The sequence below is a fragment of the Streptomyces himalayensis subsp. himalayensis genome (genome assembly GCF_013778455.1).
Classification (GTDB): domain Bacteria; phylum Actinomycetota; class Actinomycetes; order Streptomycetales; family Streptomycetaceae; genus Streptomyces; species Streptomyces himalayensis.
Window position 1 is genome coordinate 1 of record NZ_JACEHE010000040.1, and the last position, 17,137, is coordinate 17,137.

The 17,137-nt window shown below is 70.7% G+C and carries 16 protein-coding genes; 8 read left to right on the forward strand and 8 right to left on the reverse strand.

The features are described from left to right. Positions 1 to 25: 25 nt before the first annotated feature. From H1D24_RS36745 to H1D24_RS36770, 6 genes are all read right to left on the reverse strand, one after another. Entirely contained in the window at positions 26 to 1,189 is a 1,164-nt protein-coding gene (locus H1D24_RS36745) for an NAD(P)/FAD-dependent oxidoreductase (protein WP_181662073.1), read from the reverse strand. After that, complete coding sequence (locus H1D24_RS36750) at positions 1,186 to 1,548, reverse strand: bifunctional 3-phenylpropionate/cinnamic acid dioxygenase ferredoxin subunit (RefSeq protein WP_181662074.1); 363 nt, start codon at positions 1,546 to 1,548, stop codon at positions 1,186 to 1,188. The genes H1D24_RS36745 and H1D24_RS36750 overlap by 4 nt, the downstream gene beginning before the upstream one ends. A 214-nt stretch (positions 1,549 to 1,762) precedes the next feature. Continuing rightward, entirely contained in the window at positions 1,763 to 2,392 is a 630-nt protein-coding gene (locus tag H1D24_RS36755; protein WP_181662075.1) for an MBL fold metallo-hydrolase, read from the reverse strand. After that, positions 2,392 to 3,477, reverse strand: a complete 1,086-nt coding sequence (locus H1D24_RS36760) for an S-(hydroxymethyl)mycothiol dehydrogenase (RefSeq protein WP_181662076.1) — start codon at positions 3,475 to 3,477, stop codon at positions 2,392 to 2,394. The genes H1D24_RS36755 and H1D24_RS36760 overlap by 1 nt, the downstream gene beginning before the upstream one ends. A 355-nt stretch (positions 3,478 to 3,832) precedes the next feature. Further along, entirely contained in the window at positions 3,833 to 4,585 is a 753-nt protein-coding gene (locus H1D24_RS36765) for a Clp protease N-terminal domain-containing protein (RefSeq protein ID WP_181662077.1), read from the reverse strand. Positions 4,586 to 4,651: 66 nt separating this feature from the next. Then, the gene (locus tag H1D24_RS36770) at positions 4,652 to 6,514 is read right to left on the reverse strand and encodes an IucA/IucC family protein (RefSeq protein WP_181662078.1); all 1,863 of its coding nucleotides are present in this window, start codon (positions 6,512 to 6,514) and stop codon (positions 4,652 to 4,654) included. A gap of 259 nt (positions 6,515 to 6,773) precedes the next feature. Between H1D24_RS36770 and H1D24_RS36775 the strand changes: the two genes are divergently transcribed. The 3 genes from H1D24_RS36775 (at position 6,774) to H1D24_RS36785 (ending at position 11,003) form a co-directional block, all read left to right on the forward strand. Continuing rightward, the gene (locus H1D24_RS36775) at positions 6,774 to 8,279 is read left to right on the forward strand and encodes an IucA/IucC family protein (RefSeq protein ID WP_258564625.1); all 1,506 of its coding nucleotides are present in this window, start codon (positions 6,774 to 6,776) and stop codon (positions 8,277 to 8,279) included. A 342-nt stretch (positions 8,280 to 8,621) separates the two neighbouring features. Then, positions 8,622 to 9,632: an isopenicillin N synthase family dioxygenase gene (locus H1D24_RS36780; RefSeq protein ID WP_181662080.1), complete on the forward strand. Its 1,011-nt coding sequence runs from the start codon at positions 8,622 to 8,624 to the stop codon at positions 9,630 to 9,632. 12 nt (positions 9,633 to 9,644) lie between these two features. Then, a complete protein-coding gene (locus H1D24_RS36785; RefSeq protein ID WP_181662081.1) occupies positions 9,645 to 11,003 on the forward strand; it encodes a nucleobase:cation symporter-2 family protein in 1,359 nt (452 codons plus the stop codon). Positions 11,004 to 11,218: 215 nt separating this feature from the next. Here H1D24_RS36785 and H1D24_RS36790 read toward each other — a convergent pair whose 3' ends face one another. Next, the gene (locus H1D24_RS36790) at positions 11,219 to 11,914 is read right to left on the reverse strand and encodes a winged helix-turn-helix transcriptional regulator (protein WP_181662082.1); all 696 of its coding nucleotides are present in this window, start codon (positions 11,912 to 11,914) and stop codon (positions 11,219 to 11,221) included. An 86-nt stretch (positions 11,915 to 12,000) separates the two neighbouring features. Here H1D24_RS36790 and H1D24_RS36795 point away from each other — a divergent pair, with 86 nt between their 5' ends. The 3 genes from H1D24_RS36795 (at position 12,001) to H1D24_RS36805 (ending at position 14,595) form a co-directional block, all read left to right on the forward strand. Further along, the gene (locus tag H1D24_RS36795) at positions 12,001 to 13,209 is read left to right on the forward strand and encodes a pyridoxal phosphate-dependent aminotransferase (RefSeq protein WP_181662083.1); all 1,209 of its coding nucleotides are present in this window, start codon (positions 12,001 to 12,003) and stop codon (positions 13,207 to 13,209) included. Positions 13,210 to 13,289: 80 nt separating this feature from the next. Then, entirely contained in the window at positions 13,290 to 13,889 is a 600-nt protein-coding gene (locus tag H1D24_RS36800; RefSeq protein WP_181662084.1) for a histidine phosphatase family protein, read from the forward strand. 67 nt (positions 13,890 to 13,956) lie between these two features. Further along, positions 13,957 to 14,595, forward strand: coding sequence for a hypothetical protein (locus H1D24_RS36805; protein ID WP_181662085.1), 639 nt, complete (start codon positions 13,957 to 13,959; stop codon positions 14,593 to 14,595). A 107-nt stretch (positions 14,596 to 14,702) separates the two neighbouring features. On the opposite strand, the gene H1D24_RS36810 is transcribed toward H1D24_RS36805, so the two are convergent. Next, complete coding sequence (locus H1D24_RS36810) at positions 14,703 to 15,824, reverse strand: DUF4037 domain-containing protein (protein WP_181662086.1); 1,122 nt, start codon at positions 15,822 to 15,824, stop codon at positions 14,703 to 14,705. 203 nt (positions 15,825 to 16,027) lie between these two features. Between H1D24_RS36810 and H1D24_RS36815 the strand changes: the two genes are divergently transcribed. Both H1D24_RS36815 and H1D24_RS36820 read left to right on the forward strand, forming a co-directional pair. Next, entirely contained in the window at positions 16,028 to 16,294 is a 267-nt protein-coding gene (locus tag H1D24_RS36815) for a DUF1876 domain-containing protein (protein ID WP_181662087.1), read from the forward strand. Positions 16,295 to 16,375: 81 nt separating this feature from the next. Beyond that, on the forward strand, positions 16,376 to 17,101 hold the full coding sequence (locus H1D24_RS36820; RefSeq protein WP_309484579.1) for a DUF899 domain-containing protein: 726 nt from the start codon (positions 16,376 to 16,378) through the stop codon (positions 17,099 to 17,101). Positions 17,102 to 17,137: the final 36 nt, after the last annotated feature.

Here is a 17,137-nt window from a genome sequence, read left to right on the forward strand (position 1 = left end):
AGGCGATGTCACGGTGCGGGCGATGTCAGGATGCGGTGGCGGCGAGTTGCTTGCGCCACCGCATGAACAGCCGCGGCTGGTTCATCCCGAGCACGGCGACCGGGTTCCCGGCCCGCCGGTAGACGGCCAGGACATCGCGGTCGTCCGCGGCGCCTGCCTCGATGGTCACACTGTCCGCGCCGACCGCGTGACCGGCGAACTGGATGGTCACGCCGTACTGGTCGGACCAGAAGTACGGCGGCCGGGGCACACCCGGTTCCACCGCACCCCCCGCCAGCAGCGTGGCGACCGCGGCGTCGGGGCGCTCGCGCGCACCGGTCCAGTGCTCGACGCGGCGATGGAGGCCCGCGCGCGGGTCGTACCAGTTGGCGCAGTCACCGACCGCGACCACACCGGCCAGGCTGGTGCGGCCGTCCGCGCCGCACTTGACGCCGTTGTCGAGAACGATGCCGGAACCTTCCAGCCACTCGACGCACGGGCGTGCGCCCACACCGACCACGACGATGTCGGCGGGGATACTGCGGCCGTCCTCGAGCAGGACGGCGTCGACGCGAGTCTCCCCGCTCAGCCCCTTGACGCCCACGCCGCACACCAGCCGTACGCCGTGGTCGGCGTGGAGGGCGGAGACGATGGCACCCATGGTCTCGCCGAGCGGTCCGGCGAGCGGTGTCGGGGCCGCCTCCACGACGGTCACCTCGAGCCCGAGGGCGTACGCGGTGGAGGCGACTTCGGCTCCGATGAAGCCTCCGCCGATCACCACCAGCCGTCCGCCGCGGGCCAGTTCGTCCCGCAGGGCTAGGGCGTCGTCCAGGGTGCGCAGGGTGTGCACTCCGGCCAGGCCTTCGGAGCCGGGGAGGGTGCGCGCTGCGGCACCGGTCGCGATGACGAAGCCGTCGGCGTGCACCTCCCGTCCGTCGGCGAGCCGGACGGCACGCTCGGTGTGGTCGAGTCCGGTGGCACGGACGCCCAGCAGCCACTCCGCCCCCAGGTCCTCGTCGTCCGTCTCCAGGGCCAGTTCAGCCTCGCCGAGAGTGCCGGAGAGGAACTCCTTGGACAGCGGGGGCCTGTCGTACGGGCGGTGGAGCTCGTCTCCGATGAGGACCAGCCGACCGTCGTAGCCCTGCTTCCGCAGTGAGCGCGCCGCCGACAGGCCGGCCAGTGAGGCGCCGACCACGGCGACGGTCCTCACGCGGGACCCCCGGCGAGGCGGGCTGCGACGCAGGGCGGCAGGTTGGGAGCCTCCGTGGACAGCCGGACGTAGACCATGCCGTCCTCGACGACGACCTCGTGCGTCCGGACCGGAAGCTTGGCCGGCGGGGCGTCGACCGCACCGGTCCTCAGGTCGAACTTCGAAGCATGCAGCGGGCATTCCACCTCGGGACCCTCCAGCCAGCCGTCCGCGAGCGAGGCGTCCTGGTGGGTGCAGGTGTCGTCGATGGCGAAGAGTTCGCCGTCGTCGGTGTGGAACACCGAGACCGGCGGATCGATGTCGAGCCGGTGGGCCTCGCCTCGGGGGAGATCCTCGAGACGGCACGCGGGAATCATCATGACACCTCGGTGCGTATAACGAAACGGATTGCGGTAAGCGCAACATCAGTCTGAGGTCGCCCAGAACCCTTGTCAAGGCATCCAGAGGGCCCTCTGAGCCGTCCATTGCGTTGCGTTATACAGAACTCAATTCACATAGAACAACAGCAGCCCGCCGCATCGACTCGCGATGGCGGCGAGCCGAGGGCGGGCGCGTGAGGGTCGGCGGTGGGCGTCAGAAACCGCGGTCGATCCACTCCTGGAGGTGCGGGGCCTCGGCGGCGATGCTGGTCGTCTCCCCGTGTCCGGTGTGCACGACGGTGTCGCCCGGGAGCGTCAGCAGCCGGTCCCGGATCGACTCGATGATGGTCGGGAAGTGGCTGTACGACCTTCCTGTCGCCCCCGGCCCACCGGCGAACAGCGTGTCGCCACTGAAGAGGGCCGTCAGGGCTGGCGCATACAGGCAGACCGCGCCGGGGGCATGGCCGGGCGTGTGCAGCACGGTCAGCTCGATGCCGGCCACCGCGAGGGTCTGGCCGTCGGTCAGTTCGGCGTCCGGCGCCCTGTCGGGGTGGGTCTGCTTCCACAACGGCAGGTCGTCCGGATGGAAGAGGACCGGGGCGCCCGTGCGCGCCGCGAGTCCGGGCGCGGCGTCGATGTGGTCGTTGTGCGCGTGCGTGCACACGATGGCCCGCAGGGTGCGCCCGCCGACGGCTTGGGCGATCGCCTCGGCGTCATGCGCGGCGTCGATGACGATCGCCTCGGTGTCGTCGCCGACGATCCACACGTTGTTGTCGACGTCCCAGGTGCCGCCGTCCAGCGAGAACGTCCCCGAGGTGACGAGATGCTCGATGCGGGCGGCCATCAGAGGACCACCACCGAGCGCAGCACGTCGCCGTGGTGCATCCGCTCGAAGGCCTTCTCGACCTCGTCCAGCGCGATGGTCTCCGTGACGAACGCGTCCAGGTCGAGGCGGCCCTGCAGATACAGGTCGATGAGCATCGGGAAGTCCCTGCTCGGCAGACAGTCGCCGTACCAGGAGGACTTCAGCGCGCCACCGCGCCCGAAGACGTCCAGCAGCGGCAGTTCCAGCTTCATCTCCGGGGTCGGCACACCGACCAGGACGACCGTGCCGGCGAGGTCGCGGGCGTAGAAAGCCTGCTTGTACGTCTCCGGGCGGCCGACCGCCTCGATGACGACGTCGGCGCCGAAGCCGCCGGTCAGCTCGCGGATCGCCTCGACCGCGTCGGCGTCCTTGGAGTTGACGGTGTGGGTCGCGCCCAGCTTCTTGGCCGTCTCCAGCTTGCGGTCGTCGATGTCCACCGCGATGACCTTCGCCGCGCCCGCCAGGTTCGACCCGGCGATCGCCGCGGCCCCGACACCGCCGCAGCCGATGACGGCGACCGAGTCGCCCCGTCCGACGTTCCCTGTGTTGATGGCCGCGCCGATGCCCGCCATCACGCCACACCCCAGCAGACCGGCGGCGGCCGCCGACGCGGTCTGGTCGACCTTCGTGCACTGCCCGGCCGCGACCAGCGTCTTCTCCGCGAACGCACCGATGCCCAGCGCCGGCGAGAGCTCGGTGCCATCGGTCAGGGTCATCTTCTGCTTCGCGTTGTGGGTGTCGAAGCAGTACCACGGCCGTCCGCGCAGACAGGCCCGGCACTGACCGCACACCGCACGCCAGTTGAGGATGACGAAGTCGCCGGGGGCCACGTCGGTGACGCCCTCCCCCACCGACTCCACGACACCTGCCGCCTCGTGGCCCAGCAGGAAGGGGAAGTCGTCGTTGATGCCGCCCTCGCGATAGTGCAGATCGGTGTGGCAGACCCCGCAAGCCTCGATCTTCACCAGCGCCTCACCCGGACCCGGGTCGGGCACGATGATCGTTTCCAGGCTGACGGGGGCGCCCTTGCCCCGCGCGACGACAGCACGGACCTGGTGCGTCATGGCCACTCCTCGGCTGGTCGAGACTTGAATCAGATGTTGCTCATTACGGCACACATCTCATGTATCGCAACACAGCATCGTGGAGTGCCGACCGGGGGTCAAGGAGCTCGACGGGGTTCCCCCCAGCTGGGCGGCTTCGCGGCGGAACAGCGCGAACGCCCGGCGGGGTCGTGGCCGCACATGCCGGTTCCACGACCCCGCCGGGCGCGGGTCCGCCGATCTCACTTCGCTGCCTTCGGGGTAGGCGTCAGCCGCAGCACCGTGCTGCGGCTGGTCGCCGCACCGCCTGAGCCGGATCCTGGTTTCCGGGCGACCAGGTCAGGACCCCAGGCAGTACCCCAGGTCAGGACCCAGGTCATGACTCCTTCTGCTCGCCGACGCGGGCAGCGAACGAGTCGGCCAGGATGTCGGCGATGTGGGCCTCGGCGGCCGCCTTGTCGACGCCGAGGCCGCTGAGGACACCCGAGCCGTCCTCGAACTCCAGCAGCGCGAGCAGGATGTGCTCGGTGCCGACGTAGTTGTGCCCCATGCGCAGGGCCTCGCGGAAGGTCAGTTCCAGCGCCTTCTTGGCCCCCGCGTCGAACGGGATGAGCGCCGGCACCTCCTCGGCCGCCGGCGGCAGCGCCGCGGTGGCGGCCTCCCGGACGGCGTCCAGACGAACGCCCTGCTTCCGGAGCACGACCCCCGCGAGCCCCTCCGGTTCGCTCAGGAGCCCCAGGACCAGATGCTCGGGGCAAATCACGTCGTTGCGTGCCGCGTGGGCTTCCTTTTGTGCGGTCACCACCACGTTCCTGGCCCGCGGTGTGTACCGGCTGAACCCCTGGCTGGGGTCGAGGTCCGACAGCTCGCCGGGTTCCTTCGGAACGAAGCGCTTCTGGGCGGCCTGCCTGGTGACGCCCATGCTCTTGCCGATCTCCGTCCAGGAGGCGCCCGAGCGCCGTGCCTGGTCCACGAAGTGGCCGATCAGATGGTCGGCCACGTCGCCGAGGTGGTCCGCGGCGATGACCGCGTCGGAGAGCTGGTCGAGCGCGTCGGTGTGGACCTTCTTGATGGCCTCGATCAGGTCGTCGAGGCGGACGGTGGTCGTGACGGGTTGTGGATTCGTCATGTGACAACCGTAGGTTGACACCCAGGGGGTGTCAACCCGAAGTTGACAAGAAGGTCCGTGGTCGGGTCAGGGTGTGACCGAGCCCTTCAGCAGGGGGTTGGGCACCGGCCGGTAGCGGGCGTCCGCCCCGTCCGCGCCTGTCCAGCGCAGCAGCAGATTCGTCTTCCCGGGGAGGCTGGGCGCGGTGAGCAGGTCGGCGATCTCGGGGAGTCCGCGCCGGGTGTCGTAGCGCACGAGCGCCCGCCGTACGGCGGGCCACAGCCGCGGTCCTGCCGAGGGGTACCGCTCGGCGAGCGCGCCCGCGATCTCGGCGAGGTGGTTGACGACCAGGCAGTACACGAGCCGCTCCCAGCCTGCCGCGCGCCCCACCTCCGGCACCTTCTTCACGCCTTCCACGTCCCGGAACAGCGCCTGCACCGGCATGCCGTCCCGGTCCACCGCCACCAGCGTGTTCTGCAGATGCGCCTCCAGGACGATTCCGTGCCGCCCGAAGAGTTCGAGCACGGGCGGCACCACGTGTCGCAGATACGCCTCCCACCACGCCGCCGGATCGGCGAGCCGGTCGAGCGGGCTGCCCTCGAAGCCCTCGGCCAGCGCCGCGGCGAGCAGCGGCGTCGCGCCGGGTCGGACGTGCCGGCCCAGCCCGTCCCGTACCAGCACGGCGAGCTCCTCGAACGCGAAGGCCGCCGTGCGGTAGCCGCGGTCGCTCAGCCAGGCTGCCGACGCCATGTCCGCCCCGTACGAGCCGCTGGAGCGCCCCAGTGCGGCGCCGGAGTGCCGCAGCGCGGCGAAGGCGGCCACGACAGCGGCATCCGTCGCGCGCACCTTCACGAGGTCGTGCCGCCACAGCCGTCGCACGTCGTTGGTGATGCGGACGTCGAGGCTGAACTTCACGAACAGGTCGGCTGCAGGGATGGTGTACAGGTCGAAGCCGGGGGCGTGCATGTCAGCCGTGGGGCCGTGCAGCTCGGCGATGGAGGCATGTTGCTCGGCGGTGACGGCGTGCAGCTCGGCGATGGAGGCATGTTGCTCGGCGGTGACGGCGTGCAGCCCGGCCGCGGAAGCGTGCATCTCGGCCGCGGGAGCCTCCCAGGAAGGGCCCCGGCCCGGGACGTACAGCGTCCGCACGGCCGCCGTGGGCCAAGCCGACCGCTCGGTCCGCCCCAGCCGTACAAGGCGCCCGTCCGCGAACGCATCCCTCAACTCCGGGCTTGCGCCGACCAGTTCGAGCTGCCAGGGATGGGCGGGCAGCAGCCGGTACCCGCGAGGCAGCGCGCCGGCCCCGCCTCCCAGGGATTCGGCCAGGGCGTCCAGCGCCCGCGTGTCGCCCTCCTCGACGACCATGTCCTCGCGTACGCCGAGCAGCACCAGCGGGAAGCGGGCGTGCGCCTCCGGTGCGTACGGCAGCCAGCTTGCGACCGGGCCGCCGCCGCGCGCCTTGGGGGCCGGATGGTACGGATGCCCGGTGATCAAGGACTGTTCGGAGCGCACATACGGGTCGTCGGGCGGGGTCGCCCGGGCCCGGGCGGTGAGCAGTGCCGCCACCGCGTCCCGGCTGTCGATCATCTCGGCGGTCACCTCGTCGTTGGGCTCTCCCGTGTACCGCCGCAGCTCCTCGGCCGTCAGTTTGACCAGTTCGGCGTGGCCGAGCCGGTGCCAGACGCCTGCCACGAGCAGCTCCGGCTCGGCGGGCCGGCGCCCGGCGCGTACGCGCAGCAGCCGCCCGACGGCGGGCAGCCGGTACACGCGCCGCCGCCCGTCCTCGGAGGACGGGTCGGACTCGGACGACTCGTCGGACACGACCGACACGGCCGACGCGCCGGAGTCTGCGGACTCGGCGGGCTGAGCCAGCTCCCGCAGCAGACAATTGAGCAGAGGCGCCGCCGCGTACGCGTCAGCTGCCTCGGCGACGTCGTCCGTGGGATGCATCGGCTGTGTGGAGTGATCCGGGTATGTGGGGTACGTGGGTTCCACGGGATCCATTCGGTCCAAACGGTGCACTGGTGATGATCAGTATGTCCTTTCGTAGGCCGCCGCAATGCGGTCTCTGCACCTGAGGAGTCCGAACGTGCATCCGCCCCGTACCGAGGCCGTCCCCGTAGCCGCCGCGGCGGAGTCCGCACTCCCCGAGCCGGAGGCGGAGTCCGCGCTCCTCGGCCCCGAGGCGGAGGCCGCATTCGCCGACGAGCTGCGCGCCGTACGCCCCGGCCTGCTGACGCCGTACGCCGCCGAGCTGCCCGGCGCCCGGGCGTCCGTCCTCACCCGGCTGTGGCGTGGTCTGGTGTACGAGCCGCTGCCGTGGATCACGCGTCGGGAGCCGGGACGTGACGGCCTGACCCTCCATCTTGCCGACGGCCGCCGTCTGCACGGCCCGCACGCGGACCCGTACGTCACCACCGCGTACGCCACCGAAGTGGACCTCGACGGCACGGCGTACGACAGCGCGGCCCGCCTCATGACGGCGCTCGCCGTCCCGGGGGCCGCGGCCTTCGCCGTCGAACTGCAGAACAGCGCCGCATCCTTGGCCCTGTCCCGCGCCAACCAGCCACCGGACGACGGCACCTGGCCGAGCACCGCGTGGCGGTGGGAACAGCGGATCGTCGACGGCCACCCGTACCACCCGAACTGCCGCTCCCGTCCCGGCTTCACGGTGGCCGAGCAACTCGCATACGCACCGGAGCACCGGCCCCTGGTGGCGCTGAACCTGGCATCCCTGCACGCGGACGACTGCCTGGTGACGGGCGAGTGGCCGGACCGGCTGCGGGACGGGGACCGCTTCCTGGTCCCGGTGCACCCATGGCAGGTGGCGCACGTGCTCGGGACCCCGTCCACCGGCCGAGGAGCGGGCCACGAGAAGATCATGGCCCATCCCCTGATGTCCCTGCGGACGCTCGCCCCTGCCGCTGCCCCCCTCGACGGCACACCGCACATCAAGACGGCCGTCAGCGCCCGCCTGACCTCCTCCGTCCGCGACATCTCGGTCTATTCGATCGCGACGTCCGAGACGGTCTCAGCCCTCGTGGACACACTGGCCGCGCGCCTGGACGGCCTGCTGCACATCACGCGCACGCTGGGCGCGGTGACGGCCGACTCCCCCGACCTGGCGGCCGTACTGCGCGAGTCCCCGGAGACATACGCACCCCCGGAATCGGGCGAACGCGTCATCCCCGTGGCCGCCCTCGCCACGACCTCGCTGCCCCGATCCCCCGCCTGGCTGGCCGACTTCACCCGCCTGGCCCTCACGGTCTGTCTGCGCCTGCTCGACCTCGGCGTGGCCCTGGAGGCACACGGCCAGAACCTCCTCGTGGTCCTGTCCCCCGCCAACGCCCCGGTCCGCCTCGTCTACCGCGACCTGGCAGACATCCGTATCAGCCCGGCCCGCCTGGCCCGCCACGGCATCCCGGCCCCGCCCCTCACCGGCCGCCTGGTCACCGACGACGACACGGCCCTGCGCCGCAAGCTCTTCGGCTCCCTCATCACAGGCACCCTCGGCGCGACAGCGGGCTCGGCCTCCGCCCTGCGCCAGGCCCTCTCCACCGTCGTACGGGACCTTCCGCGGACCCCCGACCTCGACGCACTACTCACGGAGCCACTGCCGACGAAGGCGCTGACGCTGATGCGGTTGTCCCTGGAGACGCCGGGGGACATCTGGACGACGGTGCCGAATCCTCTGGGCGCTCATCATCGGCCCTGACATGATGCGCTGCGCACCACTCACCGTGGTGATCACGGACTTCATCCTCAAGCTCCGGCATGAGAGCAGGCAAACGCCGTATCCGCTGGAGATCCGCCGCCTGGTCGACGTGTTGTCGCGGTAACAGAACGGGTTCCTGGATGAAACACAGGGACGCCAGGCTGACTTCATCGCGCATGGCGCCCACATCGATGGAGCACATGCCAGCCCACGGCGCCGGCCCCACCAACGGGTCCGCTGACGACCGTGCCCGCGGACCTCTGCGTGCCCGCGGTGGGGGTGCAGGGGCGGTGACTGCACCTCGTACGACACCACTCCGACGTACACAGGAGTACTGCCGCGATGAGTGACGTCACGACGTCCGCCGTTTCCCAACCGACGTACAGCCTCGCCGAACTCGACAAGGAGTCCCGCATGGGCGGGCCCGGCATCGAGAACACGGCCCGGGAGATCCGCCGGATCGACCTCTCCGACTTCGAGGCCCGCAAGGCCGAGATCACCGAGGAGCTGTGGGCGGCGGCCACGGAGATCGGATTCTTCCAGCTGGTGAACCACGGCATGGACCAGGCCCTGGTGGAGGACGCCTTCGCGAACGCCGAGCGCTTTTTCGCGCTGTCCGAGGACCACAAGGCCCGGCACGCGTTGAAGAAGGGCCTCAACTCCGGATGGGAGTCCATGACGCAGGTCAGGCCGTCCATCGGGACAGCGGACCAGAAGGAGTCGTATCAGCTCACCAGGCCCCATATGGAGGGGCTCTGGCCCGACGACGTACTGCCAGGATTCCGGCCCCGGGCACTCGACTTCGAAGCGCGCTGCCGCGAGGTGGCGATGCGGGTCCTGTCCTGTTTCGCCGACAAGCTCGGCTTCGACAGCGACTTCTTCACCCGCGCCCACGACCCTGCGAGCGCGCAGTACCAGTCCACCCTGCGGATGCTGCACTACTTCGCGATCCCGGAGGACGCCGAACTCGACCCCGATGTGTGGCGGGCCGGCGCGCACACGGACTTCGACTGTCTGACGCTGCTCTTTCAGCGTGACGGGCAAGGCGGGCTGCAGGTGTGCCCGGGAAGGGAGGCCGAGGCCCAGGAGTGGACTCCCGTGGTGCCCTCAGCCGACGTCATCACCTGCAACATCGGCGACATGCTGATGCGGTGGAGCGACGACCGGCTTCCGTCCAACTTCCACCGGGTCACGTCACCGGGTCCCGGCGAGGACCGGGGTGCGCGCTACAGCATCGCCTTCTTCGCCCAGGCCGACCGTGACGTGGTGATCGAGGGGCCGGAGAGCCGGTATCCGCCGATCACGGCCGAGCAGTACATCCAGCAGCGCATCGCCGCCAACTTCGCACGATAGGGGACTGTTGTGATGAGGTCCGCAAAGCGGCAGGCGCCGTTCGGGCGCCTCGCGGTGCTCGGTCTCCAGCACGTGCTGGTGATGTACACGGGCTGTGTCACGGTGCCGCTCGTCTTCGGTGCGGCTGCCGGGCTCGATGCCTCGACCATTGCTCTGCTCATCAACGCGGACCTGCTGGTCGCGGGCGTTGTCACCATGATCCAGGGCGCGGGCGTCGGGCGCCTGCTCGGCGTCCGCATGCCCGTGATGGCCGGTGCCGCCTTCACGGCCGTGACGCCGATGATCCTGATCGCGGGAGAGTACGGGCTCCAGGCGGTGTATGGCTCGATGCTCGCCGCCGGCGTCTTCGGCCTGCTCGTCGCCTGGCCGTTCGCCAAAGCCGCCCGCTTCTTCCCGCCGCTGGTCAGCGGTGTTGTGATCACGGTGGTCGGTCTGGCGCTGATCGGCGTCGGCGTCAATCTCGTCGTCGGCAACGACCCCGAGGCATCGGACCACGCGGCGCCGTCCCGCCTCGCCGTCGCCGCTTTCGTCGTCGTCGTGATTCTGCTGGTGGCGAGGTTCGGCCGGGGTTTTGTGGCCCAGACCGGCGTCCTTCTGGGGCTGTTGGCCGGCACGGCGGTCGCGGTACCGCTCGGTCTGGTGGACCTGTCCGCCGCCCGCGGTGCCGACTGGATCGGGCTGACCGCTCCGTTCCACTTCGGCGCCCCAGAGTTCCCGCCGGTCGCGGTCATCTCCATGTGTGTCGTGATGCTGGTTCTGTTCGCCGAGTCGACTGCGGACCTGATCGCGGTCGCGGAACTCACCGGAAAGGAACTGACGACCGCCGACATGGCACGCGGCCTGGCCGCCGACGGGCTGTCCGGGGTGCTCGGCGGGGTGATGAACGCCTTCATCGACACGATCTTCGCCCAGAACGTCGGTCTGGTGTCGATGACCCGGGTGCGCAGCCGTCACGTGGCCACCGTCGCGGGCGCCATCCTTGTCGCCCTCGGACTGGTCCCCAAGCTGGGAGCGGTGGTGGCCGGGCTTCCCGAACCGGTCGTGGGTGCGGCGGCACTGGTCATGTTCGCCACCGTCGCCGCAGTCGGCATCCGCACACTGCGGAAGGTCGAGTTCGAGGGAACGCACAACCTGCTGATCGTCGCCGTGTCGATCGGCGTGGGCATGGCCCCCGACGTGGCACCGGACCTCTACTCCCGCTTTCCCGACAGTGTGGGAATCGTGTTGAGCTCACCGGTGACGAGCGCGACCCTGATCGCCTTCGGGCTGAACCTGGCCTTCAACCGCAACCGCCCGGCACACACGGCCGACGACGGGGCCGGGACACCGACCCGGCCGACGTCCACCGCACCCGCGGGCTACACCACCTAGGCCCTGTCGTCAAACTCCCGCCTGCCCCGCGCTTCGGGCGGACGACGGGAGTTTGACGACAGGGCCTAGCGCGTGTACCGGGGCGGCACTGTGCCACGAAGCCGGGGATCCCCGGGGCCGACGGCGCGGGTCGATGCGGGCGCGCACGATGGCGCGAGCCGCCGCGTGTGCGCCCGCGCGCCACCTCCGGTACCGACTGCCTGGGAGGCTCAGGCTCACCCTTCCCGCAGCCACTTCGCCAAGGCGCTGTCCCCCAGCACCTCGACCCGCCCCTCACGAACGCCGTCCGACAGGGTCAAGGTGCCTTCGCTCACCGCGATGCACGTCTCCGCATCCAGGCGCAGACGGGCGTCAGGGGTCTGGGGGGCAGGGCCTTCGCCGTAGGGCGGGGAATCCGCGCTGCCCGAATCCGCGCTGTCCGACCGGCGCTTCCCGGTGCCCGACAGGGACTCCGAGGCGCCCACCCGTACATGGAACTCGCCCTCCTCGAGGCGGACCTCGACCACGCCCGGGTCGCCGCCCAGCGCTTCGAGACGGCGCAGCAAGGGAAGCGCGAACCAGTGGGCCCGCACCGCGTCCGTGGATCGGCGTTCCTCCAGCGCGGGCGCGCCCCACTCGCCCAGCGCCTGCAGGACGGGCAGCAACTCACGTCCCCGTCGGGTGAGTTCGTATACGTATGCCGCGCCGGGTGGAGCCAGTCGGCGGCGCGTCGTCAGCCCGTCGCGTTCCATGTCCCGCAGCCGGGACGCCAGTACGTCGGTGCTGACACCGGGCAGGTCCGCGTGCAGGTCGGTGTAGCGTCGCGGGCCGGCCAGCAGTTCCCGGACGATCAGGAGGGTCCAGCGGTCACCGACGGCGTCGAGGGCCCGGGCGGCGGGACAGTACTGGTCGTAGCTTCGGCGCGGTGACATGCGACGCAGTCTAGACATGTTGTTGGACTTTCCAAGTGCCCACTTGGTAAAACCAAGCAACACACGAACCAGAGGGGCGGCAGCGCATGGAGTTCCGGCAGTCGAGCAAGCTCAGCGACGTCTGTTACGAGATCCGGGGCCCGGTCATCGAGCACGCCAACGCGCTGGAGGAGGCCGGGCACAGCGTGCTGCGCCTCAACACCGGCAACCCCGCGCTCTTCGGGTTCGAGGCGCCGGAGGAGATCGTCCAGGACATGATCCGGATGCTGCCCCAGGCGCACGGCTACACGGACTCGCGCGGCATCCTCTCCGCCCGGCGCGCCGTGGCCCAGCGCTACCAGGCGCTCGGCCTCGACGTCGGCGTGGACGACGTGTTCCTCGGCAACGGCGTGTCCGAGCTCGTCTCGATGGCCGTCCAGGCGCTCCTGGAAGACGGCGACGAAGTCCTCATCCCGGCCCCCGACTTCCCGCTCTGGACGGCGGTCACCACGCTCGCCGGCGGCAAGGCGGTCCACTACATCTGCGACGAGTCCGCCGACTGGTACCCGGACCTCGACGACATGGCCTCGAAGATCACCGACCGCACCAAGGCCGTCGTCATCATCAACCCCAACAACCCGACCGGCGCGGTCTATCCGAAGGAGATCATCGAGGGCATCCTCGACCTGGCCCGCCGCCACGGCCTCATGGTCTTCGCGGACGAGATCTACGACCAGATCCTCTACGACGACGCCATGCACCACTCGGCCGCCGCCCTTGCCCCGGATCTGGTGGTCCTCACCTTCTGCGGGCTGTCGAAGACGTACCGCGTGGCGGGTTTCCGCTCGGGGTGGCTGGTCGTGACTGGCCCGCAGCAGCACGCCAAGGACTACCTGGAGGGCCTGACCATGCTGGCCTCCATGCGGCTGTGCCCCAACGCGCCCGCCCAGTACGCCATCCAGGCCGCGCTCGGCGGCCGCCAGTCCATCCACGAACTCACCGCGCCCGGCGGCCGGCTGCACGAACAGCGCAACCGCGCCTGGGAGAAGCTCAACGAGATCCCCGGCGTCTCCTGTGTCAAACCGAAGGGCAGCCTCTACGCGTTCCCCCGGCTGGACCCGAAGGTCTACGCCATTCACGACGACGAGAAGTTCGTCCTGGACCTGCTGCTGCGTGAGAAGATCCAGGTCGTCCAGGGCACGGGCTTCAACTGGCCGCGCCCGGACCACTTCCGCATCCTGACCCTGCCGTACGCCGACGACCTGGACGCGGCGATCAGCCGCATCGGACGCTTTCTGAGCGGGTACCGGCAGTAGCCTCGGTGATGATCGGTCGGGCACCTCAGCTGCACGCCGAGGGCCGGCCCGGCTCGTACCGACAGAACAGGATCGCGAACATGGGTGATCTGCTCCTTGTCCGCCATGGGGAGACCGAGTGGTCGCGCTCGGGGCAGCACACCAGCTGGACCGACATTCCCCTTACCGACAACGGCAGGGAGCAGGCCCGCCGGCTGGGGCCGCTGCTCGCCTCGTACCGGATCGAGGCCGTGTTCGTCAGCCCGATGAAGCGCGCCCGGGAGACGGCTCAGCTCGCGGGTCTGCACGAGGCGCGGATCGATCCGGATCTGTGCGAGTGGGACTACGGCGGCTACGAGGGCATGACGACCCCCGAGATCCAGGGCACCCGGCCCGACTGGTTTCTGTTCACCGACGGGGTCGTGCCCGGCCCGGACGGGCACCCGGGCGAGAGCCCGGAGCAGATCGGTGCGCGGGCCAACCGGATGCTGGCCAAGGTGGACGCGGCCCTCGCCGACTGCGAGGGCAATGTCGCCGTGGTGGCCCACTCCCACTTTCTGCGGGTACTGACCGCGCGGCGGCTGGGGCTGCCGCCGTCCGGTGGTGCCCTGTTCCAGATCGCGACGGGGACGCTGTGCCGGCTGGGCACGGAACACGGGCGCCCTGTCGTGGCCGCCTGGAATGTCAGACCCCAGTCGTAGGCTCCAGAAGCCGGGGGCACCTGGTGGGGGCCGGGGGCGGGTGCCGTATGACAGGGAGGTGGTGGCTGTGGCGCGACCGCCGACTGCCGTGCAGCGGCGCATCATTCAGGCTGCCGATCCCGTGACCGGGCGCATCCAGGGCACGGCGGCGCAGCTCACGGGCCTGGTGCGGCTGCGGCTGGCCTTCCGGCACCCGCGGCCGCCGCACGACTACTTCCTGACGGCTGCCGGCCACCGGCTGCGCGAGCAGCCGGAGACGCCGGACCGAGCTGACGAGCCGACGCCCGTTCCGGAGCAGAAACCTGGCGTGTTCGCCGCACGGCTCGGCGGCGAGGAGGCGCCCGAGGGCGGCGGACAGGCCCGGATCCATGAGGTCCGCAGCGCCTGGCAGGGGCTGATCGAAATGCGCCGGATCACCAATCCGGACGGCTCGACCGACCGACCCTGCGGCTGGGAGCGCGCACATCTGGTGCCGGCCGCCGCGCTGGCCCTGGAGGCGGCGGGCTGCCGGCCCGCGACTCCGGACGGCGAGGGCTACCGCGTGACCAGCACCCCGCAACCGGAGGCGGTCGGCGTACGCCATCCCGCCCCCGAGGGCCGCCGGGCCTGCGCGGCCGCACTGGAACAGGCCGGCTGGCAGGTCGGCGAGTACACGGAACCGCGCACGGGCGCCCGCTATCTGCTGGCGTCACCGCGGCGCGCGTAAGTGCCGGGCAGCCCGTCCCACTACGGGAACGGCTCACATTCGGGACGGCTGTACGGTACAAAAAGATGGGTAAGCAAGCGCTCAGCCTCGTCTCTGACAGGGCCGCGTCACGCTCGTTTAAACGCAAGGGCGTTCACCGCCGCACGGATCGGGCCGTGCTGCCCGATGAAGTCCGTGCTGTCCGCCCATTGGTCCACGCCGCCGGTCAGCGGCAGGGACCGCAGGTCCGGGTCGGTGACGGTGTCCGCCAGCGCCCCGGCGAATCGTTCGGCGTGCAGGACGAGGAAGGGCCGTGAGTGGTAGCGCCGGCGCCCGGGGTCCACGGGACGTGCCAGCCCGGTCTCGTTCTGCAGCGCGGCGACCGTCTCGTAGGCGTCGCACAGATGGCGCTCCCGCTCCGGGTGCTCCGTCGCGGCCAGGGCGCCCCGCAGCGACGGGGTGAGCCGTTCCGCTACGGCGAGCCCGGCGAACGCGCTGCCCAGCCATTTGCTGTACGGCGCGTACGTGCGCTCCAGCAGCAGGCACAGCCGCATCAGGTCCCGAACGAGCCGGGCGGCGACCACCGCCGAGCCGAGCTCGTCCCCGGCCTCGGCAGAGCGGCCGACGAACGCCTCCTCCTGCGAGAGCCTCTGCCACTGGCAGGCCAGCAGATAGCGCCATACCTGGTCCGGGTACCACTCCAGCCGCCGCCGCGCGGCCGTGAGCGTGCCAGGCCCGTCGTGGTACACCGCGCCGGAGGTGACCTCGGCGAGCTTCTGCTGCGGCATCACCAGCCAGTCACGGACGGTCGGTTCGCCGGCCAGCGGATCGAGACCGATCTGCGCGGTCAGCCAGCCGCCGGTGTCGTCGACCGAGACCCGGTGGTCCACCGGACCGTCCGTCGGTTCCATATGTCCCGAGACCGGGTCCAGCGGATCGTCGTCCCGGCGGCGGAAGTGCGTGGGCCAGCCGCGTACGTGCGTGGGCAGCCGCTCCGCGAGGAGCCGGTGGACGGCGGCGGCGCCTGCCGCCGCGTCCTCGGGCGCCAGGAACAGTTGCAGCCGCGGCCCCCACTCGTGGTCGGCCGACCGTGCCGTGTCGAAGCCGAGCACCTCCGAGCCCGTACCGACCCGGGCGGCGGCGTACCGCAGGCCCGGAAACGCCTCGGCCAGGAGGGGCCGCACCGCCTCCTCGTACAGGATCCGCGAGAGCTCGAGGCCAGGTAAGAACGTGGCGTCGGATGTCGTCATGCGGCCACTGTGCTGGGGCCGGGCCGGCGAGGCCACCGAATATCGGCGGCCGCCACGGGACGCCTCCGGCGAGGCGGCCGGAAGGCCGGCCGCCGGACCGCCGTCACCTCTGGCCCCGTCGCGCGGTCCGGCGCACGCTGGGAGTACGAGGCCGCAGAGCCGGGGCCACGCCCGGGGCCCCGCCCCGTACAGAGGTGATCACGATGGAATCCAAGCAGTGGAACGTGAAGGTCTACATCTCCGAGGAGGGCGACAAGACCCGCGCCCGTGCCGTGCTCGACACACCCGAGACCCACGAGGTCACGGGTACCGGGGTGGCGAGGCGGAACCCGATCGACCGGCCGGTGGCGGAGATCGGCGACGAGCTGGCCGCCAGCCGCGCCCTGGAGGATCTGGCCGTCCGGCTGCACGATGTGGCGTCCGACGACATCGTGCAGTTCACGGGGCCTGCGGAGGCGACGGGGCGGTGACCTTCACAGCGGGATGAGCGCGCCGCCGGTGCGCGCTCATCCATGTAAGCCCAGGCCAATAACTGGAAGGTGAACGTCACAGTGAAGACACCCCCGATCGTTTCGCAGAAGGAGTGGGAGGCCGCGCACCAGCAGCTGCTCGTGGAAGAGAAGCAGCTGACGCGCGCCCGTGACGCACTGGCCGCCAAGCGTCGGCGGATGCCGTGGCTGGCAGTGGAGAAGGAGTATGAGTTCGACGGACCCGAGGGTAGGGCGAGTCTGCTCGACCTGTTCGAGGGTCGCCGTCAGCTGATCGTCTACCGCGCCTTCTTCGAGCCCGGCGTCTACGGCTGGCCCGACCACGCCTGCCGCGGCTGCTCCATGCTGGCTGACCAGGTCGGCCACCTCGCCCACTTGAACGTCCGCGACACCACTCTCGCCTTCGTCTCGCGCGCGCCACAGCCGGAGATCGAGCGCCTGAAGGCGCGGATGGGCTGGACGATGCCCTGGTACACGATCACCGACGATTTCGACACCGATTTCGGTGTGGACGAGTGGCACGGCACGAACGCGTTCATCCGCGATGGCGACAGAGTGTTCCGCACTTACTTCATCAACGCCCGCGGTGACGAGGCAATGGGGAGCCTCTGGAGCTACCTCGACATCACGGCGCTCGGACGGCAGGAGACGTGGGAGGATTCACCCGAGGGCTATCCCCAGACCCCGCCGTACGAATGGTGGAACTGGCATGACGCATACGGCGAAGCCGAGCCCGCGCAGGAGTGGCTGGCCCAGACCCGCCGAGGCACCGAAGGCCAGCCGGACTAGCTACCCCCCTGGCCGATAGGCACAGCGTGGGGGCCC

Excerpts from the sequence above, each read along its gene's own strand:
- H1D24_RS36750 (WP_181662074.1), bottom strand. The coding sequence starts at position 1,548 with ATGATGATTCCCGCGTGCCGTCTCGAGGATCTCCCCCGAGGCGAGGCC.
- H1D24_RS36755 (WP_181662075.1), bottom strand. The coding sequence starts at position 2,392 with ATGGCCGCCCGCATCGAGCATCTCGTCACCTCGGGGACGTTCTCGCTG.
- H1D24_RS36760 (WP_181662076.1), bottom strand. The coding sequence starts at position 3,477 with ATGACGCACCAGGTCCGTGCTGTCGTCGCGCGGGGCAAGGGCGCCCCC.
- H1D24_RS36765 (WP_181662077.1), bottom strand. The coding sequence starts at position 4,585 with ATGACGAATCCACAACCCGTCACGACCACCGTCCGCCTCGACGACCTG.
- H1D24_RS36770 (WP_181662078.1), bottom strand. The coding sequence starts at position 6,514 with ATGCATCCCACGGACGACGTCGCCGAGGCAGCTGACGCGTACGCGGCG.
- H1D24_RS36780 (WP_181662080.1), top strand. The coding sequence starts at position 8,622 with ATGAGTGACGTCACGACGTCCGCCGTTTCCCAACCGACGTACAGCCTC.
- H1D24_RS36785 (WP_181662081.1), top strand. The coding sequence starts at position 9,645 with ATGAGGTCCGCAAAGCGGCAGGCGCCGTTCGGGCGCCTCGCGGTGCTC.
- H1D24_RS36790 (WP_181662082.1), bottom strand. The coding sequence starts at position 11,914 with ATGTCACCGCGCCGAAGCTACGACCAGTACTGTCCCGCCGCCCGGGCC.
- H1D24_RS36795 (WP_181662083.1), top strand. The coding sequence starts at position 12,001 with ATGGAGTTCCGGCAGTCGAGCAAGCTCAGCGACGTCTGTTACGAGATC.
- H1D24_RS36800 (WP_181662084.1), top strand. The coding sequence starts at position 13,290 with ATGGGTGATCTGCTCCTTGTCCGCCATGGGGAGACCGAGTGGTCGCGC.
- H1D24_RS36810 (WP_181662086.1), bottom strand. The coding sequence starts at position 15,824 with ATGACGACATCCGACGCCACGTTCTTACCTGGCCTCGAGCTCTCGCGG.
- H1D24_RS36815 (WP_181662087.1), top strand. The coding sequence starts at position 16,028 with ATGGAATCCAAGCAGTGGAACGTGAAGGTCTACATCTCCGAGGAGGGC.